Consider the following 25133-nt stretch of genomic DNA (forward strand, 5'->3'; position numbering starts at 1 on the left):
GGGGCAGTAAACAATGTTGTTTGGACTTGATGGCGTAGAAATTGGCCTGATCATCGTCTTTGTCTGCCTCTTTGGCGGCATCCTTTCCGGCTTTCCCGTTGCCTTTGCGATTGCGGGGGCAGGGGTCATTTCCTTCGGGATCATCGCGTCGCTCGACAGCGCCGGGCTCTTGATCCACCAGGCGATTGACGAAAGCGCACAAGCCTACCGTGATCTGGTCAATTCGGGGGTAAAACCGGATACGATCAGTGTGTTCCGATACCCGGACTTGCCGCGCATTGGCGAACCTGTGTTCCCCAACGGTTGGGAAGTTGCGCTGGACCGGAACGTGTCCTTTGTTGTGAACCGGATGAACGAGCGTGTGCTGGCCGGTCAGTCCATCGAAACGCTGCTGGCGGTTCTGATGTTTGTTCTGATGGGCATCACCCTTGAACGGTCGAAAATTGCCAATGACCTTCTGACAACCATGGCCCGCGTCTTTGGACCGTTGCCGGGCGGTCTGGCTGTGTCCATCGTTGTTGTGGGTGCCTTCCTTGCTGCATCGACCGGCATCGTGGGCGCGACGGTTGTGACCATGGGGCTGCTTGCCCTGCCGACCATGTTGCGGAACAACTACTCGCCCGAGATCGCGACAGGCGTGATTGCGGCGTCCGGTACGCTGGGGCAGATCATTCCGCCGTCCATCGTGATCGTCCTTCTGGGGACGCTTGCGGGTGACCTTTACTCGGCCGCGCAGGAAAACCGGGCGCAGGTCGCGGGGTGTACGGATGCTCTGACCTATCTGGGTGAGCCTGCGGTCGTGTCGGTGGGTACGCTGTTCCAAGCGGCTCTGTTGCCGGGCATCATGCTCGCGCTGCTTTATGCTCTGTATGCCTTTGGCTATGCGCTTTTGAATCCTGAGAAGGCACCTGCAGTCGAAATGGGCGCAACCAACGCCGAACCGATTACGCGCGGTGAGGCATTCACGTGGTTCCTGGGTGCACCTGTCCTGATCATTGTGGGTACCATTCTGCTGGGGAACCTGAACATTGTCGGCAGCCAATCCTCAACCGTGTCGGCGTTTTCCGACATTGGCCAATCAGCCAGCCTACGCACGAATGTCGGAGAAGAGTGCAAGGCGTCCATGATCGAGTTGCACGGCCAAGCTGCATGGGACGACGCTGTTGCACAACAAGAGGAAATCGACTCATCGGGTGGCGTCCAGCAATCTGAACGTCTGAGCGAGGAAGAACTCGCCGCAGCGATCGAGGCCAAGGTCGCGTCGGCTGCCCCCATCGGCACTGGCACAGCGATCCTGCTGATCCTGCTTGGTTTGATCCTGACCACGGCCAAGGGCATTGCGCCGAGCAAGGAAAATCAGCCTCTGATCATTGGTGGAATTGGTGTGGTCCTTGCCCTGCTGGTCGATATATTGCTGATCGGACCGCTCAACAGCGCAGGGTACTATGTAGCCGTGATGGTCATCCCGTTTGCGCTGATCCTGTATGGTGCGGTCGAGGGTGTGAAGCGATGTTCAAAGAACGAGCTGGTGCGCGTTGTGTTCCCGCCGCTGGTGTTGATCGTGGCCGTGCTTGGCTCGATCCTGGGTGGTATCACGAACCCAACGCCTGCAGCGGCATTGGGCGCGGGTGGTGCGATCATGCTGGCCGCCTATCGCAAGCTGACAGACATGGACCGCAGCCCGAAGGTGATCATCTGGTCCACGCTGGCGATTATCGTCTGTATCCTCGTCGGTGTGAACTTTGACCTGCGCATCAATCAAAGTGGTGTGTCCGCTCAAAGCTGGTTTGCGTTCTTCGTAGCCTATGGCGCGTACCTGTATGCCCTGTTCGGTCTGCTGTTCTCGTGCTGGATCCTCTACACCTCGGGCGTTCTCAGCCCGGTTGTGCGCGAAACAGCCAAGGTGACGTCGATGGTGTTTACCATCCTGATCGGGTCGCAGCTTTTGAACCTCGTTGTGATCTCTTTCGGCGGCGAACACTACATCCAGCAGTTCCTCAAGTCCTTTGACAACGAGTTCACGGTGTTCCTGATCGTGATGCTGGTGTTGTTCATCCTTGGCTTCGTGCTCGATTTCCTCGAGATCATCTACATCGTGATCCCCATCGTGGGGCCGGTCATCTACGGCGGCACGTTTGATCCGAAATGGGTCACGATCATGATTGCGGTGAACCTGCAGACGTCGTTCCTTACACCACCCTTCGGGTTTGCGCTTTTCTATCTAAGAGGGGTCGCGCCGAAGGAAGTGACGACGGGCCACATCTACCGTGGGATCATTCCGTTCGTGTTGATCCAGGTGGCTGGGCTGGCCTTGCTTTGGACGTTCCCCGGCATCGTGACGTTGATACCCGACCTTATTCCGAACTAAGTGTTCAGTGAACCGAATATGGGGCGGCCAGTAGGCCGCCCTTTTTCTATGGCGCGAAGCGTTTGGCGTTTCGTTCCAAACGCGATGCGATGTATCCGCTGGCCTCCGTTGATGGCGGATGGCAGGTAGTACCTGTAGGGGTTCGAATGAGGATGTGATGATGTCGGCCTGGCTGGTGTCTGTTCGAAACGACAGTTGGAACTACAGCGCCCTGGACGGCCGGTTTCGTGCGTATCTGCTGGTTGAAGATTTACAGGACCGGGTTGCGCAGGCATTGAACAACAAGGTCTCGCAGATGCGTCAATACCCGTCCCTGGACAACGGTGTGTCGCAACCTTCGGAAGAGCTTGGCCGATTGCGTGCATTTCAGAAGCGCGTGGCAGGTCTTGAAGGCCGTCCATTGCACATAGACATCGGAGCTGCAGAAGTGTCGGTAGATTTCAACCGGGACCTGTTTGCAGGGCGGTTCGTGCTGCTGCACTGCTGGCGATGCCAAAGGCTTAGCACGGCGGAAGAGACTTGGATTGATCCGTTCGCGGAGACGGACGGCAGTCAGGTATTCGGACGCCTGAGGAAATGCATGTGCGGCAATACCATTGCGTACCAGATCAAGGGCCAGCGGCGTCCCTGAAGATTAGCGTGTGGGTCGTGTGTCCGGCAGCGAGATATTTGCGACTTGTTCTGCAATGGGATCGGTAGAAAGGGGGTGCATATCCGGGCTGAAAGTTTCCGGGTTGCGCATCTTTTGCCAGCGACCACCAATATAAACCTCAAGCCCAGAGAACTTGGATTTGTAGCCCATTTTCTGACTGCCGGGCACCCAATAGCCAAGATATACGTACGGCAGATTAGCCTCCTGCGCGATCCGAACGTGATCGAGGATCATGTACGTTCCCAAGGATTGGCGTTGCAGGCCCGGCTTGTAAAAGCTGTAGACCATGCTCAGCCCGTCAGTCAGCACATCGGTCAGACTGACGCCAGTCAAATCGTTTGATGTCTTGTCGACATATTCAATCACCCGGCTGCGGATCGGCGTTTCTTCGATCATCGCGGCGAATTCGAACACGTCCATGTCCGCCATGCCACCGTCGGCGTGTCGGCTATCAAGGTAGTCCCGGAAAAGGGCGTATTGTTCCTCGGTCGCCCATGGCGATGTCGCGCGGCGTTCAAGGCTTTCATTGCGCTTGATGGTGCGTTTTTGACTTTTTGACGGGCTGAAGGCGGACACGTCGATGCGTGCGGACAGGCAGGCAGAGCAATCGGCGCAAGATGGACGATACAGTACATTTTGCGACCGTCGAAAGCCTTGTTGGCTCAGGCTATCATTCAGTTTTTCAGCGTTCTCACCCTGCAGGGCCGTGAACAGCTTCCGCTCCATCCGCCCGTCCAGATACGGGCAGGGCTGAGGCGCAGTCACATAAAACTGCGGGGCAAGGGGAAGCGTGTGGCGCATAAGTATCCAGCAAAAGTTCGCGCAAATGATACCAGTGCACGCATTGCTGGCAAGTGCGTAACGTGGCTTCAGGCACGCGCGCGCCGATTTAATGCAGCGCTTCCCATCACAATATCGGTCAAACCCTGACCGCGATTGGATGTCGCCATCAACACGATTGAAATCAGTTGAAGGGGCGCAACGGCCCAGCTGATCGTATATCCCAGTGTGTGCAGGAATGCCTGACCCAAATCCAGGCGAGCACCCGACGAATCCCGAATTTCAATTGCCATAAGGCGCATGCCCCAGGTGCCCGATCCTATCGCCAAGGTGATTGTCCGGTACATAAAGCCAACAACTGCATACAAACCCAGCCAGAAGAACACGGCGATAAAGGCGGTGAATGGCAAAATCAACGCGCAGATGAGGCCGATGATGATCGTGTCCAAGATCCACGCCATGAACCGTTTCCCGGCCACGTCGCGATAAAACTGCGGTTGTGTAATTGGGTCAGCGAGGTGCATTCATATGCTCCGAAGGGAAGAATGGAGGCGGTCCCGAACATAATGCCGGGACCGATGTACTTAGTCTTCGGACTTCGCCGCCTTTGCGCGTTCGTCCATGAATTGGTCGAACTCGGACTTGTCCTTGGCCTCGCGCAGTCGCTCAAGGAAGGCTTCGAAATTGTGCTGTTCTTCCTCCAACCGACGCAGCGTATCCGCCTTGTAGGCATCGAATGCCGAGTTGCCGGTCGAACTCATCGTGGTCATTGCACCGCTCATGCGGCGCGTCGTGCAGGATTTAGAGAACATGCGTTTGCTCCAGATCATGTAGGCCAGAAGGGCAAGGCCGATGGGCCAGAAGAAGATGAAACCGAGGACCATCGCCGCGATCCAGGCACCTTTGCCGCGGTCGTCAAGCCAGCGTTCGGTCTTGGAAAACCAACCGCCTGCGCTGTGCTGGGCGGGGGCAGTGGTGGACATGGACGTCATTTTCGAACCTTTCGCGTGATGCGGGGACGGCGCCCCGAAGATGTGTGACTGCATGTGAAGCCGTTTCACATCACTAAAAATTGGCATCACGGGCCCAGGTTGCAAGGGCTAATGTAAATCTTTTTCACATGCCCGCTTATTGTGATGTAAAATCAGATGGTTGTGCGCCCGAAATTTCGCGCAAGTCGTCGGGTTTGATCCTGAAAACGTGATGCGGTGTGCCCGCAGCAGCCCACACAACATCGAAATCCACAAGGCGTGGATCCAAATATGTGCGGATCGGGTTCAGATGTCCCACGGGAGAAACGCCACCGATCGCAAAGCCTGTTTGGGCGCGGATGAGGGCAGCATCTGCCTTGCCCAACGCCTCGCCCGCAACGACAGCCGCCTTGGTCGCATCAACGGTGTTGCCGCCTGCCGTGATGAACAGAACGGCCCTGCCGCTGTCTTGCCCCTGGAAAATGATCGACTTCGCGATCTGGTCAATCTCGCATCCGATGGCGTTTGCAGCATCGGCAGCTGTGCGGGCCAGCGGCGTTTCCATGATCCGGGTATCGATCTTTGCCGCGTCCAGCGCAGCGCGTACACGTTTCAGGCTTTTACTCATGATCTGAAGTTGTCGTTTAGCGCGCCGCCATGCGCAAGGGCCATTGACGGCGCTTGGTCTGCCTTTGATGGTGCGGCCATGCGTTTGAAGGATCATATCACGCGGATGCCCCGCCCGTTTGACCTCGAACGGGGACAGGCGGCGGCGTCTTCAGTCCCCGCAGTCAGCGGAGCTTTGCACGATCTGATTGTGGGAACGGCGGGGTGCAGTCCTTATCTGGCAGGGCTGATCGAGAAAGAGGCGGATTGGCTGCCAACAGCGTTGGACGACCTTGATGCTGCTTTTGAGCAAGTGCTTGCGCCTCCAAGCCAAGATTTGAGCGGTCTGAAGCCGGCCCTTCGGCAAGCGAAGCGCCGTGTTGCCCTGTTGGCGGCTTTGGCAGATTTGGCAGGGGGGTGGTCGCTTGAGGATGTGACGGGCGCGTTGACGCGATTTGCAGATATGGCCTGTGACGCTGCTTTGTCTGCCGCCATCGAAGAACAGGTGCGCCGTGGGCGCCTGCCGGGCACTGAGGTCGGCCTATTCGTGCTGGCAATGGGCAAGATGGGCGCGTTTGAGCTGAACTATTCATCCGACATTGATCTCATCTGCCTTTTTGATGAAACGCGGCATGATCCGTCTGACTATGCGAGTGTGCGCAAAGGGTGCGTGCGTGCGGTGCAGGAGATGTGCAAGCTCCTTAGCGACCTGACCGAGGATGGGTATGTTTTTCGTACCGATCTGCGCTTGCGGCCTGATCCATCGGTGACGCCGGTTGTCTTGTCGATGGGCGCGGCAGAGCGCTACTATGAAAGCTTGGGCCGGACATGGGAGCGAGCGGCCTATATCAAGGCGCGCCCCTGTGCAGGCGATCTTTCAGCAGGGAGAGCCTTTCTGGACGAACTTCGTCCCTTTGTTTGGCGTCGGCATCTGGACTTTGCTGCTGTGCAAGACGCGCATGATATGCGTCTTGCCATCCGCGCGCATAAGGGCACTGGCGGTCCCATAACCTTGCCCGGTCATGACATGAAATTGGGACGGGGCGGCATTCGTGAAATCGAGTTTTTTACCCAAACCCGGCAGTTGATCGCGGGCGGGCGCGACCGGGACTTGCGGGTGCGCGATACGGTCATGGGGCTGAGCCGTCTCGCCGCTAAGGACTGGGTGCCTGCTGCCACTGCCGAGACACTTACGGATCATTACCGCTTCGCCCGCACCGTTGAACACCGCATCCAGATGCAGCGCGACGCGCAAACCCACAAGTTGCCGGGCAGCGATGAGGGGTTCGAGCGGCTGGCTGCCATGATGGGTACAGAGCGGGCGGCGCTTGAAGGAGAGTTGAAGGATCGCCTGTCGTCCGTGCATGCAGAGACTGAGGGTTTCTTTGCTCCGGACGCCCGCGATCCCAAACCGAGTATGGTACTGGATGATGCGATGCAAGCGCGTTGGCGCAGCTATCCTGCGCTTCGCAGTGTGCGGGGCGCGGCCCTGTTTGACCGCATTGAGCCTGTATTGCTTGAGCGCCTGTCGTCGGCCACAAAACCGCAAGAGGCGCTGGCCGCGTTTGACGGATTTCTTGCAGGTCTGCCTGCGGGTGTGCAGTTGTTTTCCTTGTTCGAGGCGAACCCGCAACTCATTGACCTTTTGGTCGATATCGTTGGAACGTCGCCCGCATTGGCACAATATCTGTCGCGCAATGCCGGTGTGCTCGATGCCGTGATTGGCGGCAGCTTCTTTGACGCGTGGCCGGGCGGCTCTGCTCTGACCGATCTGGCCATCGCCCGTTTGGCGGCTGAACCGGACTACGAAGGCAAGTTGGACGCCATACGCGCTTGGGCCAAGGAATGGCATTTTCGCATAGGCGTGCACCATTTGCGCCAGCTGACGACCGCGACAGAGGCCGGGAAGCAATACAGCGACCTTGCCAGGGCCAGTATCGCAGCGCTCTGGCCAGAAGTGCAGGCGCATTTTGCCAAACGGCACGGTCCACCACCAGGACGCGGCGGTGTCATCCTTGGTATGGGCAGTTTGGGGGCCGGGCACCTGACCCCTCAATCCGACCTCGATCTGATTGTGGTCTATGATCCGGATGGTGTTGATCAGTCCGATGGCCCCCGACCGCTACAAACCCGCAGCTACTACGCACGCCTGACGCAAGCCATGATTACGGCGATCACAACACAAACTGCTCAAGGACGGCTCTACGAGGCCGACATGCGGCTGCGCCCATCAGGCAATCAGGGGCCTGTCGCGACAAGCTGGCCCGCCTTCCAGCAGTATCAGCGCGAAGATGCGTGGTTGTGGGAGCATTTGGCCCTGGTGCGTGCAACAGTTGTGGCAGGGCCTGACGGCTTCGCCGAAGATGTAGAACAGTTTCGCCGGTCAATTATTGGTCGAGGGCGTGATCGTCGTGCAGTCCTCACTGAACTCTCAGAGATGCGGGCGCGCATTGCGGATGCCAGACAACCCGCATCTGTCTGGGATGCAAAGACTGGCGCTGGACGTCTGCAGGACATCGAGCTTTTCGCACAAACTGGTGCCGTGCTGACGGGCGAGGTAAGGTCCGGGGTTCGGGACGGTCTGAATGCCTGTGTCGCCGCAGGCACTTTGAGTGACGTGGATGCACAGCATCTTTCCCAAACCCACGCGTTATTGTGGCGTGTGCAGATTGCCTCGCGCTTGCTCAGTGTGGATGCAGTTGATCCGGATGCGCTGGGGGCAGGGGGCCAAGAGGTATTGATGCGGGCGGTGGAGTTGGAAACAAGAAGCGCTGCAGAAAACCGACTGACTACGATGACGGAGCGTGCCGCTGCGATCATTGATGCGGCCACGCAAGGCGAGGAACGTGAGTGATGCCAAAAGGTGATAACCTGGACCCAAAGGGTCTCATTTTCGAGGCTTACCGCATTGATGGGATCACTACCGCTGAATGCAGGACCATTTTTTTAGATTGGGCGTTGAGCGTGCCGGGCACACATGTTCCGGCGGATTTGTTGTCGGGCTTGTTGAAACAGTACGGGGATGACTTCCCGGATCACCCGATGACACAGACCTTACGCGATGGGCAGGAACAGATCGCGCAACCTCGCCGTCGCGGTGGTTGGCGCAGCCGCCAGCGCGATGCCTGAAACTGTTCCACGTCTCTAAACAATCGCTTATTTGAACCAAATTTGTCCAATTTCTGCCCCATTCTCCCCGCAGGTTGAACTCCAGAACACAAAGGGCGCAGTGAATGTGGCCTGACTGGAGACCAAGATGAAACGCATGAAACTGGTATTGCTGTTGGCGATGGGTGGCCTTGTTTCGGCCTGTGCAAATACAAATGTTGCCTCGCGTAACGTTCCCTTCGAAGCACCTGCGCTGCCATTTGCGCAATCTGCACCGGTGGAAACCACGTCTCTGGTTGCCCCGCTGACCGATGTGCGGGTGGACAGCGTCACCGTGCGTGTGCCGCGTGCTCTGTCTGTCTCTGAGGCAAACCGCTATCTGCCCAAAGCCGATATCGTGTGGCGTGGCGATGCGATCGGTGATCGTCATGCGCAAGTTGCGGCGATCTTTGACACGGCTATGCGTCGCGGTACAGATCCGCTCTCCGGCACTGTACCAGTCGCGCTGGACGTCAAAGTGCTGCGTTTTCATGCTCTGTCGGAAAAAGCACGCTACACCGTAGGCGGTGTGCATAACATCAATTTCGAGCTGACGCTCCGCAATCCCAAGACGGGTGCACTGCTGACCGAGCCTCGCTTGGTGCGCGCAGATCTTGACGGGTTTGGTGGGCAGCAAGCCTTGCAGGCCGAGGCACGCGGTCTTACTCAGAAGGTGCGGATCACCAACCACTTGGCAGAAGTCATCCGCCAGGAATTGACGACAGTTGAAGGGTACAAGAACCCGCAATTGGGCTTCATCCAGGCGATGAATCAAATCTGATCTTTCACAAGACAGTCGATAGGATTAGAGGAGGGCGCCATGACAGCGCCCTCTTTTCCGTCCGACCGCCCGAAACTGCGTATGCGTCCCAAGACAGATGCGCGTCGCATTCGGCACGGGTTTCCATGGGTCTATGGCAATGAAACGGTCTTGGACCGTCGAACCAAGGCATTGTCGCCCGGCACTATTGCCGTTTTGGAAGACGATGGCCGCGCACCGCTTGGTCTCGTGGCGGTCAATCCGTTGTCGAAGATCGTGGGGCGTGTGCTGGATCGTGACCCGAATGCTGTTGTCGACCAAGCGTGGTTCGAAGGACGCATTGCCCGTGCCTTGGCGTTGCGCGAGACGTTGTTCGATGCGCCATACTATCGTTTGATCCATGCCGAGGCGGATGGGCTTCCTGGCGTGATCATTGATCGGTTCGGTGATACCGCCGTGGTCCAACCAAACGCGGCGTGGGTCGACACGCGCTTGGATGATCTCGTTGCAGCCATACAAAGCGTCACGCAAATTCCCAATCTGATCAAGAATGCCAGCGGGCGAACACGCGCGCTTGAGGGGCTGGATGATCAGAATGCCATTCTTGCCGGCCAGATGCCCGAGGGTCCCATTCCGGTTCCAATGAATGGAGCAACCTATATGGCGGACGTCGCCGCCGGACAGAAAACGGGGCTGTTTTACGACCAGCGACCGAACCACGCTTTTGCCCAATCTTTTTCATCTGATGCACGCGTGCTAGACATGTTTTCGCATGTTGGTGGTTTTGGTCTGGCGGCGCTTGCCGGTGGCGCTCAGTCCGCTCTTTGTGTTGATGGGTCTGTGCCAGCGCTGGCGCTTGCGTCCGATGGCGCGAAGGCGATGGGCGCAGCGGACAGGTTTGAAACGCGACAGGGTGATGCCTTTGACGTTCTGGCGGCCTTGCATGACGAAGGCGCGCAGTTCGATGTCGTGATCTGTGACCCGCCGGCTTTCGCTCCGTCCAAGAAAGCTCTGGATGCCGGTTTGCGGGCCTATGAAAGGGTTGCGCGTCTTGCGGCCCCCTTGCTGGCCGAGGGGGGTATTCTGGGGCTCTGTAGCTGTTCCCACGCTGCGGACTTGACGAAGTTTCGTGCAGCATCTGCGCGTGGCATCGGGCGGGCAGGGCGATCGCCAGCTCTGCTTCATACCGGATTTGCAGGCCCCGATCATCCTCAGCTGCCACAACTGGCAGAAAGCGGTTACCTCAAGGCGTTGTTTTTCCGCCTATGAAGGTGCTGATCGACGCGAACGTCCTTTACCCCACCGTCATGCGCGAAGTGGTCCTTGGCGTGGCTGCGGCTGGTCTGTTCGCACCGCAATGGTCTGACCGCATTCTCGAAGAATGGGCGCGCGCCGCTGCACGATTGGGGGCCGATGGTGAGGCACAGGCACGGGGTGAGATTGCGATGCTTGGTGCCCGGTGGCCACGGTCAAATGTGAAGCACCCGTCCGAGTTGGAGCATCGGCTGTGGCTACCGGACCCTGCGGATGTGCATGTTCTGGCAGCCGCAATTGCCGGATCGTCCGACATCATTCTGACGTCAAATGCCAAGGATTTCCCACGCAACATTCTGGCCGAGGAAGGGCTGTCGCGTGCTGATCCTGACGGGTTCCTTCTGGGGTGTTTTGAAGCGCAACCAGACGCAGTGAACGACGCCGCTCAAAACGTGCTGTCCGAAGCGCGGCGATTGTCTGGTGAAGATTGGCAGATGCGAGGTCTGATGAAAAAGGCGCGTTTGCCGCGCTTGGGTAAGGCACTGGAACGGTCTGCATAAGGTCGCTGGACCGTGAATGGAATGCCAGAACTGCGCCGATGGTCTAGGGCGCGGGTACGCGTTTCCACTTGGCATCCAGTGCTTCGAGCGCCTTGATCCGTTCTTGTGTCTTCGGATGGCTCATCAACCACGCCGGGACAGCACCGGAATTGGATTTGGTCAACACCTCGAGCTTCTCAAAAAGTGATATCTGGGGCCCGATCCCGATGCCGGCCTTGGTCAGTAAAGCCGCGGCATAGGCATCCGCCTCGTATTCATCGCTGCGTGAAAGGCGTGCTGCCAGAAGCGTGGTCAAGGCATTGGCAATCAAGACGCCAATACCGGGTATGAACCGCGAAAGTACCATGGCCAGCGCTGTGCGCAGTGCGTTCTGCCCGGAAAAATCAATCATGCGACGCCGACTGTGTCCAAGGGCGACGTGGCCCAATTCGTGCGCAATCACACTTGCCATTTCGGACGCGGAAACACCACCTTGCCTGAACTTGTTGTAGAACCCGCGTGTGATGAAGATGCGCCCATCCGGCGCAGCGAGGCCATTTACCGGCTCAATCTCGTAGATGTGGACCCGAATGCGATCCAGGTCGAGCGCGGCTGCCATCTGGTCACACATCTGACGCAACATTGGGTCGGCAAGCTCAGTGGATTTCTCATCCAGTTCGCGTGCAGTGCGCCAGACCGAAAAACGGTACATTGCCAGCCCATACAAAAGGGCGAGGAGGATGGGCAGAAACTTGATCATACTGAGGATATGGGGGCGTTTTCAGACATCGGCAAGCTCGCTGTGACATCCCAGCTGACAGGAACGGTCAAGGGACCGCGAAAGGCCCATCCGGCAAAGGTGACATCACCCTCCAAGCGCAGGTTGGGGAACTGATCAAACAGCATGGGCAGGGCATGACCCGCGATCAGGCTGCGAGAGGCAGCGGCACCCGCGCAAAAGTGCGGGCCAGCCCCGAACGGGATGGCAGGACCAGTGTCGCGGCTCAGGTCAAAACGGTCTGGATCATGGAAATGGGCTGCATCCCGGCACGCTGATCCAAACATGAAAAAGATAAGTTCATTTTCGTCAAAGTCGACGCCGCAGGCTGTGTCATTCCGGGCAACACGCCGGGGCGACATACCAATCGGCGCGACAAGGCGCACATATTCGTCAAAGGCATCACCCCATGTCGCCGTGCCTTTCGCAATCCGGGCATATTGGTCTGGATGCGTCAGCAGTGCCCAAACGGTTCCCGCGATGGCGTCGCGCGGTTCGTTTTGGCCGCCGCCGATGATGACGCGGATGTTGCCGGCAATCTCATCGAGTGTCAGCCCCGCCTGATCAAGGACGGAAATGATGGAGTGATCCGGTTGTGCCCGCAGCTTTGGCAGGCGTTCTTTGATCAGGGACTGCACACGATCTGCATAGTGATATCCGCGCGTGTCTACGTCAGGGTCACGCTGGTAGTTCGCTGCTGCATCCAGCATCGCTTGGCTCGCCGCATCCATTTCGGCGGGTTCCATATTGGTCAGGCCAGTCATGAGGCGCAAAGCATCCGCTGCAACAGGCATTGCGAACTCGGTCACCAGGTCACAGCCACCAAGTGGCTTCAGGCGGTCGATGTGATGCAGGACGATGTCCTGAAACTGCGGCGCCAGGATGTCTCGCACGGTTCGGGGGCTGAGTGCAGAAAACAGCGCCTTTCTTTCACGCATGTGCGCGTCACCGTCCTTGCGCATCATGTTTGAGCCCATGACCTTGGTCAGCAATCCATCCGGTTGATAGCTCGAAAACAGGTCGATCCGTTTCTCTTCGCGAAACACGTCGTCGCGCCGAGTAAACAGAGTCGCACCCAATTCTGGCACAAAGCACACAGGGGCCGTTTCGCGCATCTGTGCCAGGCTGGGATAGGGATCAGCGTGAAAGGCCGCAGGATCGATCGAGACAACGGGAGCATTGGACATGTGCGGAACACTACGATCCGCAGCGTGCTGGGGAAAGTCCTGTAGATCCGTCGTGTGCGTTTGGAAAACCAACCGGTGGTTTGGCATCAGCCAATCGCTTGGGCCCACTGTCCGGCCTAACGGGTCAGGGCGCGCATCCCGCGGCTGAGCCCTTCGAGCGTCATGGGCACCATCGCTTCGGTTCCAAAGATCTCCTGGATCATGCTGATGGAATGGGTGTAGGGCCAATACTTCTCGGGCACCGGGTTGATCCACAGGTTCGACGCCCATTGGTCTCGGGCGCGGGCCAGCCATACTTGCCCTGCTTCCTGGTTCCAGTGTTCGTTGGCTCCGCCAGGATACGCAATCTCGTAAGGGGACATGCTGGCGTCCCCCACAAAGATACATTTGTAGTCGGGGCCATAGGTGCGTAACACCTCGTGTGTGGGTGTCTGTGCGTCCCAGCGGCGGCGATTGTCGCGCCATACGCCTTCATACAGGCAGTTGTGGAAGTAAAAGTGTTCGAGATGCTTGAACTCGGATTTGGTTGCCGAGAAAAGCTCCTCAACGATCTTCACATGCGGGTCCATTGAGCCGCCCACGTCAAGAAACAGCAGCACCTTCACGGCGTTGCGCCGTTCTGGCCGGGTCTTAACATCAAGATAGCCGTGCTCGGCGGTCGCGCGGATCGTGCCGTTCAGATCCAGCTCTTCGGCGGCACCATCGCGTGCCCAGCGACGCAGACGCTTCAATGCGACCTTGATATTGCGCGTGCCAAGTTCAACTGTGTCGTCCAAGTTCTTGAATTCGCGCTTGTCCCAGACCTTGACCGCACGCTGATGGCGGCTTTCTTTCTGGCCGATACGGACGCCTTCCGGGTTGTAGCCATAAGCGCCGAAGGGCGATGTACCCGCTGTACCGACCCATTTATTGCCGCCCTGATGTCGGCCCTTTTGCTCTTCGAGGCGTTTCTTGAGCGTGTCCATGAGCTTGTCGAAGCCGCCCAAGGCCTCGATCTCTTTCCGCTCTTCCTCCGACAGGTGCTTTTCGGCCAGTTTTTCCAGCCAGTCCTGCGGGATGTCTACGGCCTCAAGCACCTGATCGATGCTGATCTGTTCCAGCCCTTCGAACGCTGTAGCAAAGGCGCGATCGAACTTGTCGATGTTCCGTTCGTCCTTCACCATCGCCACGCGGGCAAGGTAATAGAAGGCCTCGACATCGTAAGTGGCAAGTCCAACCTTCATCCCTTCAAGAAAGACGAGGAATTCGCGCAATGACACGGGCACGCCGTTCTTTCGCAAGCTTTCGAAGAAGGGCAGGAACATGTCAGCCTCGCATCGCGCGGTCGACCAGCACGGTTGCGATCATGCCAACGATGACGAAGGCGAGGGCATAGCCCGCCGCGTATTGCAGGATGTCCAGCCGGTTGCCATTGCGCCTTTTTGCGGTGAAACCACCAATCAACGCGCCAAGTACAGCCGCTGCGATAACGATCATTTGTCCTGCCCCTCAATATGTTGGGGCGAATATTTCACCCCTTGAGCGGGCTTAGCGAGGAGATTTCCCGTAGCTTGGCCCGCACCGCCCAGTCAGAGCCGAATCCGTAGCGCGCCCACCCAAGGCTGTCCAGCCTGACGGCACGTGCTTCCGCGGTGCGGCCCTGCAGATCAAGCGCTTCTGCGCGGAGCAAGAGAAGCGTCGACAACAGCGCGGCGTTTTCGTTGCGCGCGGCCAGATCGATGTGGGGGGCCAGCGTGACAAGAGCCGTATCCCCATCGCCACGGCTGATTGCATAGGCGGCCAACTGGGTTGCAACATATGCGCGGTGCAGGTTGGCACCGGGCGTGGCGGCATAGAACTGGTCGGCTGCACGAAAATGCGATTGCGCTGCCTTGGGATCACTGGACAAGAGCAAGCGCCCATTGGCGTAATGTGCAAAGGCGCGGCGGTGGTCGCGCCATCCCATGGCCCGTGCAATTTCCAGCGCGCGTTCAGCAGCTTCCTTGCGTTGTCCTGTGGTCGCTCCCGGACCGAGGGCGGTTTGCACCGCTTGGCTCCAAGCACGCGGCGTGCGGGTTGCGAACTTCGCAGGCAGGTTCTCTCCCGCGGGGTTGATGCGGGCGAAGATCTGCGGCAGGCGCTGAGCGACTTGGCCGCGGGTCATGCCGGACCTCAGTTCAGGCGCGTAATATGCCTTGAGCACCAGCATGTCGAAACCGGTCAAAACGGTATGTACATTGTCGTCATTGAAGACGCTGTCTGGCAGGCGATATAAGTCGTTGAGCGGGCCAATTGCCTGCGCAAGCTCTTCATGCAGACAATCACGCACCTCTTGTGGGCTGGCGTCATTGGGCAGGAAGATGGCCAGCTTCTTGCGCGTGCGAAGGTTGCTCCAGCTTGTGCGCGGCGTGCGGCGGTTCGCCTTGTATTCCGATATTGTCGTGATGTTGGGCACCACAAAGCAGGCAGCGTGGGGCAGGGCCTTGCGAATGTCTTTGCGCGACACGGCTTCGATGGTGATGTTCGCTGCGTTGCCGGGGGCTGCTTCGTAGATGTCGATCTCTGCCTCGGTGCGCAGGCGGTGCATCAGACGGCGCAAATCGGTGCCGAGAGATGCGGGCGGCTTGCCCGTCACCCGGACCGCGATCGGACCCTCGAACCGTGTGAACACGGGCAGGGCTCGGCCGGATTCGAGTTGGAAGCTGAGCTCGATGAAGTCCAGCGCCAGATCGTTGTTGGATCGGATCGGTTTGTCCGGGCGCGGTGCCCCAAATGTTTTCATCGGCGGCAGATCAGAGCTGTAAGGTAGGGCGCGGGTCGGCGTGTCACCAGGGGTAACCGGCACACACGCATTGAGCGCAAGCACGAAGGGCAGAACAAAGCGGCGCATCATACTCATCGCATTTATCCCCGTTCATACTTGATGAAGGGGGAAAGGGTGCCGATGCGGTCATAGAGCTGGCGCGCCTCGGTGTTTACGTCCTGTGTCAGCCAATAGACGGACGGCGCACCAGCAGCATCAGCGGCTGCATATACGCCTTCGATCAGCGCGCGGCCAATGCCACGGCCACGTACCGTGGGGTCCGCATACAGGTCTTGCAGATAGCAGACGTTTTCCACCTTCCAGCCGTGGCGATGAAACAGGAAATGGGTCAGGCCGACCAGTTTGCCATCAAGTTCCGCAACAAGACAATTGTAGTCTTGCGGGTCGTCACCCAACAGGCGTTCAAAATATGTGTCGTAGATGTCTTGCTGGCGAGTGGTTTCGTAAAAGGCCAGATATGCTGTCCACAGATCACCCCAAGCGGGGCGATCCGACAAGATAAGAGGGCGCACAGTAAGTGCGTCGGAACCGGTCATTATTACTGCCTGCCTGCCTTTTAGCATTTTGGATGCGGGCGTTTTCGCCTCTCATCGCAGTCAAGGTATGGAGCAATTCAGGCAAAAGAAAGACTTTTTATTCACAATTCTTGTGCGGTCCGCCTGCAGCAGATTTCTGTGGCGTAAAAGACTCGGTTTACGCGTCCGCTGTTGTGTTTGGCGGGAGATGAATGTCCCCAACGGCTGACTATTCGAGTTCAGAAAGCAGCGCGCTGGCAACGTTACCGCCAGCGCGTACCGGGGTGCAAAATCAAGTGCAGAACGTTCAGATCTAGCGCTGGCCCCGTGCCATGAAGGCCAGGCGTTCAAAGAGATGAACATCCTGTTCGTTCTTCAGCAATGCGCCATGCAGTTTGGGCAGGGCGTTGGCACCGTCTGATTTCAGATCTTCGGCACTCATATCTTCGGCGAGAAGCAGCTTGAGCCAATCCAGCACTTCGGACGTTGATGGTTTCTTTTTCAGCCCTTGCTGATCGCGGATTTCGAAGAACTGTGTGAGCGCTGTGGTCAACAGGCTTTCCTTGATGCCTGGGTGATGAACGGCAACAATCTGCTTCATTGTCTCCATGTCGGGGAAACGTATGTAGTGGAAGAAACAGCGGCGCAGGAACGCGTCGGGAAGTTCCTTTTCGTTGTTCGAGGTGATGATCACCACAGGGCGCTGGCGCGCTTGGATCGTCTTGCCGGTCTCGTAGACAAAGAACTCCATCTTATCGAGTTCCTGCAACAAGTCGTTGGGGAACTCGATGTCCGCCTTGTCGATTTCATCGATCAGCAGAACGACCTTTTCGTCCGCCTCGAACGCCTCCCAGAGCTTGCCTTTCTTGATGTAGTTCGAGACATCGTGAACCTTGTCTTCGCCCAGCTGGCTGTCACGCAAACGGCTGACAGCGTCATATTCATAAAGGCCTTGCTGTGCCCGTGTCGTTGATTTGATGTTCCATTCGATCAGCCGCAATCCCAGGCCGCGGGCCACTTGTTTGGCCAGCTCGGTTTTGCCGGTGCCCGGCTCGCCCTTGACCAGCAGGGGCCGTTCAAGCGTAACGGCAGCATTTACCGCAATGGTCAGGTCGTCGGTCGCGACATAGGCATCAGTGCCTTGGAATTTCATGTTTGTTCATCCTGTTGCGGCATTGTGTTGATCAAGCTGCTTTTAGCCAATCTGGTGCGGGAATGGGTAGTGACAATCCTCCGCCCCTCGGATAGACGCTGCGGCAGGGAGCTGATCGGGGCAAAACACTGGACCAACTGGGGAACCGTTGATGGCCAACGTCAGTCGTATCGAGGGGAAGCTAATGAAACAGGAAGTGTTCCTGCCGGATGACTATCGCCCGGCAGAAGACGAGCCGTTCATGAATGACCGGCAAGTCGAGTATTTTCGTCGCAAACTGCTGAACTGGAAGTCCGAGTTGCTGGCAGGCAGCAAGGATACAATCGAAGGGTTGCAGGACGGCACGCGCAACATTCCCGATGTCGCGGATCGCGCATCCGAGGAAACGGACCGCGCGCTTGAACTGCGCACCCGTGATCGCCAGCGCAAGTTGGTCGCCAAGATCGACAGCGCATTGCGCCGGATCGATGAAGGTGAGTACGGGTATTGCATCGTGACGGGCGAGCCGATTTCGCTGAAACGTCTGGATGCGCGTCCGATCGCAACGATGAGCCTGGAAGCTCAGGAACGTCACGAACGCCGTGAGAAGGTGCATCGCGACGACTGAGCCGATGTTTCTGCAATATGGCGAGTTGTCGGGGCGGGTTTCCGTCCCGAACAACGACATGTGGCAAAAAAACTGTTTGTCTTGCGGCTGACCAAATTCTCGAAAGTGGGTTGTGTCGAGAAGTCTCTATGGGCGTCAGCGATCTGGGCCCTTTAATGGCGCGCGCGCTTTGACTACCTTTTTGTTTTAGCTCGGCAGGTTAACGTGCGCGCAAGTACATCGAGGTTTCCGGAACTCGGAGCGCTGTCCGCGGCCCCTTGCGCGCATAGCTGCGCCTTATGTTTGCGTTCGAAGGGCTGCGTACGGATTGCTCACGATGATGTAAGGTACCGCCGGATGGCGCTTGATATGCTTGCAGAACGGTTTGGCTTCGGCGGTGTTATGCTGCCTGACGGAGAGGATGCATGAAGCTTGTGTTTCGTGGAATTGCAGCGATCGTCGTAGGCCTTATCGCCTACCTGGCGCTTTGGCCGGTATCAGTGGAACCTGTAGCATGGTCAGCGCCAGAGGATGCAGGCTATGTTGGAGCGTTTGCTGCGAACAACCGGCTCACGGCGTTAGAGTTCATCGACCTCGATGGGCGCAGCGGGCCCGAGGATGCAGATGTCGGGCCCGATGGTCTGGTCTATGCAGCGACCCATGAGGGCGAAATCATCCGCATCGAAAACGATGGCAATATCACATCCTTTGCGCAAACAGCTGGCAGGCCTTTAGGCATTGAGTTTGGTGCCGAAGGTACACTTTACGTGGCAGACGCTTACCGTGGTCTTCTGGCTATTGATCGCGCCGGTGTGGTCACACTGCTGACGGACGCGGCGGATGACGGCAGTCCGATCCTTTATGCCGATGACCTCGACGTAACGGCGGACTGTGTGGTCTACTTCACCGATGCCTCAACCCGTTTTGGCGCTGAAGCAAGCGGTGGAACGCTGGCAGCCTCCGTGCTGGATTTGGTTGAGCATTCGGCAAATGGACGCGTGTTGAAATATGATCCCGTTACGGGCGAAACGACAGTTTTCTCGTCAGGTTTGACCTTTGCCAATGGATTGGCGCTTAACGAAAGCGAAGATGAAGTTTTTGTTGTGGAGACAGGAGATTACCGGATCTGGCGTTTTCCGCTGGATGGAAGATCGGGAGAGGTGATTTTGGACAATCTCCCAGGTTTTCCGGACAACATTAATCCGGCGTCAGACGGGACGTTCTGGGTTGGGCTCGTGAGCCCGCGCAACGCGATCATGGACAGTTTGTCAGAGGCGCCTTTTTGGCGCCGCATGATCATGCGCCTTCCAGACGCGTTGCGTCCCGCGCCCACGCGATATGGCTTTGTGTTGCGTGTGACAGAGAACGGCGAGGTGATCGAAACGCTTCAGGACCCCAGCGGAGCCCATGCATTGACCACAGGCGCCGTGACCCTGCCCGACGGTCAGGTTGTGGTCACGTCACTGACAGAACCGCGCCTGGGTATATTGTCAGAATAGGTGCGCAGGCGGAGCCGAGTCACTCGAGACGATGAAAGACTGGTCTGGTGAAAGCGCTTTTATAAAGGTGCCTCGCAAATTGGATGCCGCTTTGAACCCAGACAAACCGACACTGTGCTAGTTTGTTGGAATGATCGCTGCCAAAAGATACTGTTTTCGCCGTGTGACGATGGACGACCTCGATCTGCTAATTAAGTGGCAGGCAGAGCCACATGTTCGAGAATGGTGGGACTCAGACGAACCATATGATGAGGAGGAGTTAAGCGATCCTCGGGTGTCTCGCTGGATCGTCTCGTTAGATGAACGTCCCTTTGCGTACATGCAGGACTACACCGTGCACGGATGGGAAAATCATCATTTTGCTCACCTCCCCGAGGGGTCACGGGGGATCGATCAGTATGTTGGCGATCCAGAGCTGGTCGGCGTCGGGCATGGCTCAACCTTTATCGGGATGAGGATGCAAACCCTCTTTAGTCAAGGCGCTCCGGTGATCGCGACTGATCCAGACCCTGAAAACAAGCGCGCGATTTCGGTCTATCGAAAACTGGGCTTCGAACCGGTTGGACCACCTCAAGAAACACAGTGGGGCCTGATCCTGCCAATGCTCGCAACTCGGTAAGATAAGATCAGCGATCAGCAGCTTATCCGCAAACCTGGCTTTATTTTGCATTTCGACCCATCAAACCGGGTCGACAATGGCTGGGTATCTGCCCTGGTCGCTACCCCTTGGCCCGTGTGAGCATTCCGAACAGGTCGCGGGGATCATCTGGGTCCGCCAAAAGATCAAGCGGGTGAAAAAATGCTGTATCTTCGATCTGATCGCGTACAAAGCGCAGGGCTGAAAAGTCCTCGATTGCAAAACCGACGCTATCAAAGATCGTGATCTGCTTGTCCGATGTACGGCCCTGTGCCTGGTCAGCAAGGACCTGCCAGATCTCGGTCACCGGGTGGTCATCTGCCAATTGCTGGATGTCGCCTTCGATTCGCGTTTGCGGCGGGTATTCGACGAAGATGTCACCGCGTTTCAGGATGGCTGGTGCGATTTCCGTCTTGCCGGGACAGTCGCCGCCGATGGCGTTAATGTGCACGCCTGCGCCTACCATATTGTCCGTCAGGATCGTGGCATAGGCCTTGTCCGCGGTGCAGGTGGTCAGGATCTGGGCGCCTTGAATGGCGTCTTCGGCGGTCGTGCAGGCCGTCACCTTGAGCCCCGAACCCGCGAGGTTGGCAGCGCATTTGGCGGTGGCCGCTGGGTCGATGTCATAAAGCCTTACTTCGCTGATACCGGCAATGGCCTGCATGGCCAGCGACTGGAATTCGGATTGCGCGCCGTTCCCGATCATCGCCATCGTCTTGGCGCCCTTGGGCGCAAGTGCACGCGCCACCATGGCGGATGTCGCTGCCGTGCGCAGGGCCGTCAGCATCGTCATCTCGGTCAAAAGCACCGGGTAGCCTGTGTCCACATCCGCCAGGAGGCCAAATGCGGTGACCGTTTGCAGCCCTTCAGCCGTGTTCTTGGGGTGGCCGTTGACGTATTTGAAGCCGTATGTTTCGCCGTCTGAGGTCGGCATCAGCTCGATCACCCCTTCAGCAGAATGGCTGGCGATGCGCGGTGTTTTGTCGAACCGCTCCCACCGTTTGAAATCGTCTTCGATATAGCCTGCGAGCCCGCGCAGCATATCCTGCACACCGACGTGGTGGATCAGCTGCATCATGTGATCAACGGACACAAAGGGCACGAGGGCCTTGTCGGATGGGGTCATGGGGTTACTCCTTGGCGGCGGGCCAGGTGCAGCCCTGCAATCATGCAGCGCACCGAGCCTCCGGCTGTTTCGATGGTGGGGATATCAAGTGGCAGGCAGGTCGTGTGCCGGGCCAAGATGTTTTGTTGATCGGGGGTCAGCGCAGCCATGGCGGTTGTCGACAGGGCGAGGCGCGACCCTTCGGGGCCTGTCAGTTCGATCGCGTTGCCGGCAAAGGCCCCGATTTGTTCGGCGCTGAGCTGGATCACGTCGCGCCCTGTTTCGGCCAGGCGTGCGATAACCTCGTGGCGGCGAGCGTTGTCGCGGATCATCTCGGCCCCGATCAGGGCGAAGCGTGTGCCGATGCACATCAGAACGTTGGTGTGATAGATCGCTGTGCCCGTGGCGTCGCAGGCATCAAAGGCGATGGGTTCGAACCCGAAATGTGTGCAAAACCGTTCCAGCAAGAGCGGATCGGCGCGGTTGCTGCGCGCGACATATGCCACGTGGGCGATATGGTCGAGCACCATGGCGCCAGTCCCTTCGAGCGCGAGGCCATCGTGTTCCAGCCCGGAATAGTCGATGACATCCTGCACCCTGTAACGGGTCTTGAGCGTGTCGATCACATCCCAGCGCCGCTCGCGCCGGCGGTTTTGGGCATACATCGGGTAGACCGCGACTCGGCCACCGGAATGGGTGGAAAACCAATTGTTTGGAAAAACCGAATCTGGGGTGTCGGTGCCAAGATCATCGAACACGTGGGTTGTGATCCCGGCTGCGCGGAGTGCGGTCACGGCGGTGTCGTGTTCTTGCCGGGCCTGTGCTGCAATGTCGCCTGTGGCCGCCGTCTGGAACGCATTGTCTTTGGTGGTTTCGGGGTTGGGATGAAAGTTGTGTGGTCGGATCATAACCACATCAGTGGGCGCTTGGAGCATATGCGGCGGGGTCCTTAATAGGCGCGGGTGGGGCGGTCGAAGATGCGGCGGCCAAAGGCCGAGGCGACAAGGTCGACCATCAGCTGGGCGGTGCGTCCGCGTTCATCCAGAAAAGGGTTGAGTTCCACGATATCGAGTGAGGTCATAAGCCCGCTGTCGCAGATCATCTCCATCACCAGGTGGGCTTCGCGGATTGTGGCGCCGCCTGGCACTGTTGTGCCCACGGCCGGGGCAACCGAAGGATCCAGGAAATCGACGTCGAGCGAGACATGCAGCAGGCCATTTGCCTTGGTCACCCGGTCGAGGAAAGCGGCAAGAGGTTTTGCGATGCCGTGTTCGTCAATCTGGCGCATGTCGACATAGGTGACGTCGCTTTGTTCAAGCGCCGCGCGTTCTTCCGCATCGACGGAGCGCAGTCCGAGCATGGCGATGTTTTCGTGCTGGACCGGGTGCGTGATCTGGGGAAAGCCGTCAAACCCGGGCCGCCCGGTCACATATCCCATTGGAGTGCCGTGCAGGTTGCCCGACGCGGTGGTTGCCGGTGTGTGGTAGTCGGTATGTGCGTCCAGCCACAGGACGAAGAGGGGGCGACCGCGCTGAGCCGCAGCATTCGCCACCCCGCGGACTGTTCCCAGCGCCAGCGCATGATCGCCACCCATGAAGATCGGGACGGAGGTTGCGGACGCGCTCTGGGCCACATCGGACAGGGCGTGGGTCCATGCGATTGTTTCTTGCGGCGCGTGTAGTCGTCCGTCCGCTTCTTCCGTGAAGGTAGCAGGTGATACGTTGCCGTGATCTGAAACGGTGTGGCCGAGATCAGCCAAAGCCCGGTGCAGACCAGCCGTGCGCAGGGCATCCGGGCCCATGAGGCAGCCTTGGCGGCGCTTGCCGCTGTCCATCGGCACGCCGATCAAATCGATTGTTCTGGCTTCCATTCCGCACCTCATCGCTGTTGCTGCACAGATTTGCGCAATTCGCGTCGTGGACAAGCGATCATTTTGTCCGTATCGAACTATGATTGATCAAAATGGATGCGGAAATGGATGAAACTGACAATCGGTTGATTGCTGCCCTTCGCCACGATGCACGCGCGTCCCTGTCCGATCTGTCCATCCGTCTGGGGCTGTCGCGCACGACGGTGCGGTCCCGGATCGAGAAGTTGCAGGCGCGCGGTGACATATTGGGGTTTACCGTCGTTGTGCGCGCAGACACCGCCCGGGATCCGGTGCGCGGGTTGATGATGATCGCGATCGAGGGGAGGGGGACCGAACGTATCATACGCCAGTTGCAGGGTATGGTTGAAATACGTGCCGTTCATTCGACCAATGGCCGTTGGGACGTGATTGTCGAGATTGGCACCGACACGCTGGAACAGTTTGACAGTGTTCTGTTTCGCATCCGGAAGCTGGATGGGGTGGTGGCGAGCGAAACGTCGTTGCTGCTGTCTACGCGGAAGTCGGCCTGACGCGCAGCGCCGCGATCCAGACCCCTGCGATCAGGATCGAAAGGATCACGTTCCAGCCCGCCATGCTCAGCCCCGCGAACTGCCATGCGATTTCGTCGCAGCGGATCAGCGGCGCGGCCATGATCTGATCGAACAACGCATTGGGATCGAGGGTGTCGATGGCACCGGACGAACAGCTGGTCGGTCCTTCCCACCAGCCTTGCTCGACACCAACGTGATAGGCTCCGACGCCCGCCGTGCTGAGAGCCGCGATTGCACCCAATGCGATGAAAATGGGGATAGGCACAAACAAAGCCACAGCACCAAGGGCGATGGCTGCCGCGTGTGGGTAGCGCTGCCAGATACACAGCTTGCAAGGAGGCAGACCGCCGAGATGCTGGAAGGCAAACGCCCCCAAAAGCAACGCCACCGAGCCACCTGCGGCCAATGCAACGAGGTTTTGCCGTTTCATAGTGCCCCCACAGCCACGAACCCGCCAACAAGGATCACGATGAACAGGGTAAACATCAACCCAAGACGACGCTCGATGAAATCACGAATGGGTGCGCCGAATTTCCAAAGCAATCCGGCAACGATGAAGAAGCGCAAACCGCGGGCCAGGACGGATGTGGCCATGAAGGTGGCTAGCGGCATGCCCGTCCAGCCGGACATGATTGTGATCACCTTGTAAGGGAAGGGGGTCACGCCAGCTGTCAGTACAGCCCAGAAGCCAAAGTCGTTGAAACGTGTGTTGAACGCCTCCATCGCGTCGGCTTTGCCCAGGGCGGCTAGAATGGGTTGTCCGATCGTGTCAAACGCCAGCATCCCGATGGCGTAGCCCAGCAATCCGCCCAGAACCGACGCGATCAGGGCCACACCTGCAATGAGCCACGCACGGTGTGGCGCGGCAAGGATCATCGGGATCATCAGGACGTCGGGCGGGATCGGAAAGATCGAGCTTTCCACAAACGCAACAATGGCCAAAACCCAGAGCGCGCCGGGGTGATTGGCCCATCCCATGGTCCAGTCGTACAGTCGCTTTATCATGCGGGGCGGCAGACCATGGGTGGGAAGGGAGGTCAAGTCGCTTTGCACTTGCCCCTGACGCAGCACTTCGGTATCCGGCAGTCCTGAGGCCCAAGTGGCGGAATGGTAGACGCAGGGGATTCAAAATCCCCCGCCTTTGCGGGCGTGCCGGTTCGAGTCCGGCCTTGGGTACCAGCCTCTGACTACTAATGTGATCATGCATGACCAGTTTTGGCGTGCTCAGATTGGTCTGTTCGATATCTTGAATAACAATTGTCTAGGGTCAGGACTCATAGCCAGTAAATCACGAGTGCTGCGAGGGCGATAGCTGACAGGAAGACCTTTGGGCACCTGTCGTATCGCGTTGCGACACGCCGCCAATCCTTCA

The 25133-nt window shown here is 58.2% G+C and carries 27 protein-coding genes, 1 tRNA gene and 1 pseudogene; 12 read left to right on the forward strand and 17 right to left on the reverse strand.

What is annotated here, in order from left to right; translation table 11 throughout:
• The first annotated feature begins 13 nt into the window (after positions 1–13).
• On the forward strand, positions 14–2368 hold the full coding sequence (locus tag AC53L6_RS17680; RefSeq protein ID WP_496908797.1) for a TRAP transporter large permease: 2355 nt from the start codon (positions 14–16) through the stop codon (positions 2366–2368).
• Positions 2369–2525: 157 nt separating this feature from the next.
• Positions 2526–2999: a hypothetical protein gene (locus AC53L6_RS17685; RefSeq protein WP_496908798.1), complete on the forward strand. Its 474-nt coding sequence runs from the start codon at positions 2526–2528 to the stop codon at positions 2997–2999.
• 3 nt (positions 3000–3002) lie between these two features.
• Here AC53L6_RS17685 and AC53L6_RS17690 read toward each other — a convergent pair whose 3' ends face one another.
• The 4 genes from AC53L6_RS17690 to AC53L6_RS17705 form a co-directional block, all read right to left on the reverse strand.
• On the reverse strand, positions 3003–3821 hold the full coding sequence (locus AC53L6_RS17690) for an arginyltransferase (protein ID WP_299702812.1): 819 nt from the start codon (positions 3819–3821) through the stop codon (positions 3003–3005).
• A gap of 68 nt (positions 3822–3889) precedes the next feature.
• Complete coding sequence (locus AC53L6_RS17695; RefSeq protein WP_299207079.1) at positions 3890–4324, reverse strand: RDD family protein; 435 nt, start codon at positions 4322–4324, stop codon at positions 3890–3892.
• 60 nt (positions 4325–4384) lie between these two features.
• Positions 4385–4792, reverse strand: a complete 408-nt coding sequence (locus AC53L6_RS17700; RefSeq protein ID WP_496908799.1) for a DUF2852 domain-containing protein — start codon at positions 4790–4792, stop codon at positions 4385–4387.
• 136 nt (positions 4793–4928) lie between these two features.
• The gene (locus AC53L6_RS17705) at positions 4929–5399 is read right to left on the reverse strand and encodes a YbaK/EbsC family protein (protein ID WP_496908800.1); all 471 of its coding nucleotides are present in this window, start codon (positions 5397–5399) and stop codon (positions 4929–4931) included.
• A 78-nt stretch (positions 5400–5477) separates the two neighbouring features.
• On the opposite strand from AC53L6_RS17705, the gene AC53L6_RS17710 reads away from it, so the two are divergent.
• The 5 genes from AC53L6_RS17710 to AC53L6_RS17730 all read left to right on the forward strand — a co-directional run bounded on the left by AC53L6_RS17710 (position 5478) and on the right by AC53L6_RS17730 (position 11098).
• A complete protein-coding gene (locus AC53L6_RS17710; protein WP_496908801.1) occupies positions 5478–8231 on the forward strand; it encodes a [protein-PII] uridylyltransferase family protein in 2754 nt (917 codons plus the stop codon).
• Positions 8231–8506 carry a hypothetical protein gene (locus tag AC53L6_RS17715; protein WP_299207071.1) on the forward strand — a complete coding sequence of 92 codons (276 nt, stop codon included), beginning with the start codon at positions 8231–8233 and terminating at the stop codon, positions 8504–8506. Before AC53L6_RS17710 ends, AC53L6_RS17715 begins: the two co-directional genes overlap by 1 nt.
• 127 nt (positions 8507–8633) lie before the next feature.
• Positions 8634–9305, forward strand: a complete 672-nt coding sequence (locus tag AC53L6_RS17720) for a DUF6778 family protein (RefSeq protein ID WP_496908802.1) — start codon at positions 8634–8636, stop codon at positions 9303–9305.
• Positions 9306–9344: 39 nt separating this feature from the next.
• On the forward strand, positions 9345–10553 hold the full coding sequence (locus AC53L6_RS17725) for an RSP_2647 family RNA methyltransferase (RefSeq protein WP_496908803.1): 1209 nt from the start codon (positions 9345–9347) through the stop codon (positions 10551–10553).
• Complete coding sequence (locus tag AC53L6_RS17730; protein ID WP_496908804.1) at positions 10550–11098, forward strand: RSP_2648 family PIN domain-containing protein; 549 nt, start codon at positions 10550–10552, stop codon at positions 11096–11098. Before AC53L6_RS17725 ends, AC53L6_RS17730 begins: the two co-directional genes overlap by 4 nt.
• 43 nt (positions 11099–11141) lie before the next feature.
• On the opposite strand, the gene AC53L6_RS17735 is transcribed toward AC53L6_RS17730, so the two are convergent.
• The 7 genes from AC53L6_RS17735 to AC53L6_RS17765 form a co-directional block, all read right to left on the reverse strand.
• Entirely contained in the window at positions 11142–11837 is a 696-nt protein-coding gene (locus AC53L6_RS17735) for a M48 family metalloprotease (protein ID WP_299702790.1), read from the reverse strand.
• The gene (locus AC53L6_RS17740) at positions 11834–13042 is read right to left on the reverse strand and encodes a cytochrome P450 (RefSeq protein WP_496908805.1); all 1209 of its coding nucleotides are present in this window, start codon (positions 13040–13042) and stop codon (positions 11834–11836) included. The genes AC53L6_RS17735 and AC53L6_RS17740 overlap by 4 nt, the downstream gene beginning before the upstream one ends.
• Before the next feature lie 116 nt (positions 13043–13158).
• Positions 13159–14346, reverse strand: coding sequence for a vWA domain-containing protein (locus tag AC53L6_RS17745; protein ID WP_496908806.1), 1188 nt, complete (start codon positions 14344–14346; stop codon positions 13159–13161).
• 1 nt (position 14347) lies between these two features.
• Entirely contained in the window at positions 14348–14518 is a 171-nt protein-coding gene (locus AC53L6_RS17750) for an apolipoprotein acyltransferase (protein ID WP_299207056.1), read from the reverse strand.
• Positions 14519–14552: 34 nt separating this feature from the next.
• Entirely contained in the window at positions 14553–15911 is a 1359-nt protein-coding gene (locus tag AC53L6_RS17755) for a DUF2927 domain-containing protein (RefSeq protein WP_299207165.1), read from the reverse strand.
• 14 nt (positions 15912–15925) lie between these two features.
• On the reverse strand, positions 15926–16381 hold the full coding sequence (locus AC53L6_RS17760) for a GNAT family N-acetyltransferase (protein WP_299207054.1): 456 nt from the start codon (positions 16379–16381) through the stop codon (positions 15926–15928).
• 292 nt (positions 16382–16673) lie between these two features.
• Positions 16674–17513: an AAA family ATPase gene (locus AC53L6_RS17765; protein ID WP_299774534.1), complete on the reverse strand. Its 840-nt coding sequence runs from the start codon at positions 17511–17513 to the stop codon at positions 16674–16676.
• 184 nt (positions 17514–17697) lie between these two features.
• Between AC53L6_RS17765 and dksA the strand changes: the two genes are divergently transcribed.
• The 3 genes from dksA to AC53L6_RS17780 all read left to right on the forward strand — a co-directional run bounded on the left by dksA (position 17698) and on the right by AC53L6_RS17780 (position 20217).
• Complete coding sequence (gene dksA, locus AC53L6_RS17770) at positions 17698–18120, forward strand: RNA polymerase-binding protein DksA (protein WP_222520910.1); 423 nt, start codon at positions 17698–17700, stop codon at positions 18118–18120.
• Positions 18121–18524: 404 nt separating this feature from the next.
• Positions 18525–19598 (forward strand): SMP-30/gluconolactonase/LRE family protein, encoded by a 1074-nt coding sequence (locus tag AC53L6_RS17775; RefSeq protein WP_496908807.1) that lies wholly within the window; start codon positions 18525–18527, stop codon positions 19596–19598.
• 130 nt (positions 19599–19728) lie between these two features.
• The gene (locus AC53L6_RS17780; protein WP_299748753.1) at positions 19729–20217 is read left to right on the forward strand and encodes a GNAT family N-acetyltransferase; all 489 of its coding nucleotides are present in this window, start codon (positions 19729–19731) and stop codon (positions 20215–20217) included.
• A gap of 100 nt (positions 20218–20317) precedes the next feature.
• Here the strand turns inward: AC53L6_RS17780 and ocd are convergent, their stop codons facing one another.
• From ocd to rocF, 3 genes are read right to left on the reverse strand one after another with little or no spacing between them, the layout of a single operon-like run.
• Positions 20318–21361 (reverse strand): ornithine cyclodeaminase, encoded by a 1044-nt coding sequence (gene ocd, locus AC53L6_RS17785; protein WP_496908808.1) that lies wholly within the window; start codon positions 21359–21361, stop codon positions 20318–20320.
• Positions 21358–22248: a citrulline utilization hydrolase CtlX gene (gene ctlX, locus AC53L6_RS17790; protein WP_496908809.1), complete on the reverse strand. Its 891-nt coding sequence runs from the start codon at positions 22246–22248 to the stop codon at positions 21358–21360. Before ctlX ends, ocd begins: the two co-directional genes overlap by 4 nt.
• Positions 22249–22289: 41 nt before the next feature.
• The gene (gene rocF / locus AC53L6_RS17795) at positions 22290–23210 is read right to left on the reverse strand and encodes an arginase (RefSeq protein ID WP_496908810.1); all 921 of its coding nucleotides are present in this window, start codon (positions 23208–23210) and stop codon (positions 22290–22292) included.
• Between the two features lie 104 nt (positions 23211–23314).
• Here rocF and AC53L6_RS17800 point away from each other — a divergent pair, with 104 nt between their 5' ends.
• Positions 23315–23740, forward strand: a complete 426-nt coding sequence (locus AC53L6_RS17800) for an Lrp/AsnC family transcriptional regulator (protein ID WP_299605860.1) — start codon at positions 23315–23317, stop codon at positions 23738–23740.
• Here AC53L6_RS17800 and AC53L6_RS17805 read toward each other — a convergent pair.
• Positions 23721–24191 carry a disulfide bond formation protein B gene (locus tag AC53L6_RS17805; protein ID WP_496908811.1) on the reverse strand — a complete coding sequence of 157 codons (471 nt, stop codon included), beginning with the start codon at positions 24189–24191 and terminating at the stop codon, positions 23721–23723. The genes AC53L6_RS17800 and AC53L6_RS17805 overlap by 20 nt on opposite strands.
• Positions 24188–24766 carry a YqaA family protein gene (locus AC53L6_RS17810; protein ID WP_496908812.1) on the reverse strand — a complete coding sequence of 193 codons (579 nt, stop codon included), beginning with the start codon at positions 24764–24766 and terminating at the stop codon, positions 24188–24190. The genes AC53L6_RS17805 and AC53L6_RS17810 overlap by 4 nt, the downstream gene beginning before the upstream one ends.
• An 88-nt stretch (positions 24767–24854) precedes the next feature.
• Between AC53L6_RS17810 and AC53L6_RS17815 the strand changes: the two genes are divergently transcribed.
• Positions 24855–24940, forward strand: a tRNA-Leu gene (locus AC53L6_RS17815).
• Between the two features lie 95 nt (positions 24941–25035).
• On the opposite strand, the pseudogene AC53L6_RS17820 reads toward AC53L6_RS17815, so the two are convergent.
• Positions 25036–25133 (reverse strand): annotated as a pseudogene (locus AC53L6_RS17820) (IS5/IS1182 family transposase); the annotation flags it as partial.

It is taken from the genome of Tateyamaria sp. LSS28 (assembly GCF_059611725.1).

Bases quoted from the DNA above. Each gene is read 5' to 3' on its own strand.
- ctlX (WP_496908809.1), bottom strand. From the start codon at position 22,248: ATGATCCGACCACACAACTTTCATCCCAACCCCGAAACCACCAAAGAC.
- AC53L6_RS17710 (WP_496908801.1), top strand. From the start codon at position 5,478: ATGCGTTTGAAGGATCATATCACGCGGATGCCCCGCCCGTTTGACCTC.
- AC53L6_RS17760 (WP_299207054.1), bottom strand. From the start codon at position 16,381: ATGACCGGTTCCGACGCACTTACTGTGCGCCCTCTTATCTTGTCGGAT.
- dksA (WP_222520910.1), top strand. From the start codon at position 17,698: ATGAAACAGGAAGTGTTCCTGCCGGATGACTATCGCCCGGCAGAAGAC.
- AC53L6_RS17745 (WP_496908806.1), bottom strand. From the start codon at position 14,346: ATGTTCCTGCCCTTCTTCGAAAGCTTGCGAAAGAACGGCGTGCCCGTG.
- AC53L6_RS17685 (WP_496908798.1), top strand. From the start codon at position 2,526: ATGATGTCGGCCTGGCTGGTGTCTGTTCGAAACGACAGTTGGAACTAC.
- AC53L6_RS17765 (WP_299774534.1), bottom strand. From the start codon at position 17,513: ATGAAATTCCAAGGCACTGATGCCTATGTCGCGACCGACGACCTGACC.
- AC53L6_RS17680 (WP_496908797.1), top strand. From the start codon at position 14: ATGTTGTTTGGACTTGATGGCGTAGAAATTGGCCTGATCATCGTCTTT.
- AC53L6_RS17740 (WP_496908805.1), bottom strand. From the start codon at position 13,042: ATGTCCAATGCTCCCGTTGTCTCGATCGATCCTGCGGCCTTTCACGCT.
- AC53L6_RS17705 (WP_496908800.1), bottom strand. From the start codon at position 5,399: ATGAGTAAAAGCCTGAAACGTGTACGCGCTGCGCTGGACGCGGCAAAG.
- AC53L6_RS17725 (WP_496908803.1), top strand. From the start codon at position 9,345: ATGACAGCGCCCTCTTTTCCGTCCGACCGCCCGAAACTGCGTATGCGT.
- AC53L6_RS17750 (WP_299207056.1), bottom strand. From the start codon at position 14,518: ATGATCGTTATCGCAGCGGCTGTACTTGGCGCGTTGATTGGTGGTTTC.
- AC53L6_RS17715 (WP_299207071.1), top strand. From the start codon at position 8,231: ATGCCAAAAGGTGATAACCTGGACCCAAAGGGTCTCATTTTCGAGGCT.
- AC53L6_RS17775 (WP_496908807.1), top strand. From the start codon at position 18,525: ATGAAGCTTGTGTTTCGTGGAATTGCAGCGATCGTCGTAGGCCTTATC.
- AC53L6_RS17720 (WP_496908802.1), top strand. From the start codon at position 8,634: ATGAAACGCATGAAACTGGTATTGCTGTTGGCGATGGGTGGCCTTGTT.
- AC53L6_RS17805 (WP_496908811.1), bottom strand. From the start codon at position 24,191: ATGAAACGGCAAAACCTCGTTGCATTGGCCGCAGGTGGCTCGGTGGCG.
- AC53L6_RS17735 (WP_299702790.1), bottom strand. From the start codon at position 11,837: ATGATCAAGTTTCTGCCCATCCTCCTCGCCCTTTTGTATGGGCTGGCA.
- AC53L6_RS17695 (WP_299207079.1), bottom strand. From the start codon at position 4,324: ATGCACCTCGCTGACCCAATTACACAACCGCAGTTTTATCGCGACGTG.
- AC53L6_RS17810 (WP_496908812.1), bottom strand. From the start codon at position 24,766: ATGATAAAGCGACTGTACGACTGGACCATGGGATGGGCCAATCACCCC.
- AC53L6_RS17690 (WP_299702812.1), bottom strand. From the start codon at position 3,821: ATGCGCCACACGCTTCCCCTTGCCCCGCAGTTTTATGTGACTGCGCCT.
- AC53L6_RS17700 (WP_496908799.1), bottom strand. From the start codon at position 4,792: ATGACGTCCATGTCCACCACTGCCCCCGCCCAGCACAGCGCAGGCGGT.
- rocF (WP_496908810.1), bottom strand. From the start codon at position 23,210: ATGGAAGCCAGAACAATCGATTTGATCGGCGTGCCGATGGACAGCGGC.
- AC53L6_RS17755 (WP_299207165.1), bottom strand. From the start codon at position 15,911: ATGCGCCGCTTTGTTCTGCCCTTCGTGCTTGCGCTCAATGCGTGTGTG.
- AC53L6_RS17780 (WP_299748753.1), top strand. From the start codon at position 19,729: ATGATCGCTGCCAAAAGATACTGTTTTCGCCGTGTGACGATGGACGAC.
- AC53L6_RS17730 (WP_496908804.1), top strand. From the start codon at position 10,550: ATGAAGGTGCTGATCGACGCGAACGTCCTTTACCCCACCGTCATGCGC.
- ocd (WP_496908808.1), bottom strand. From the start codon at position 21,361: ATGACCCCATCCGACAAGGCCCTCGTGCCCTTTGTGTCCGTTGATCAC.
- AC53L6_RS17800 (WP_299605860.1), top strand. From the start codon at position 23,315: ATGGATGAAACTGACAATCGGTTGATTGCTGCCCTTCGCCACGATGCA.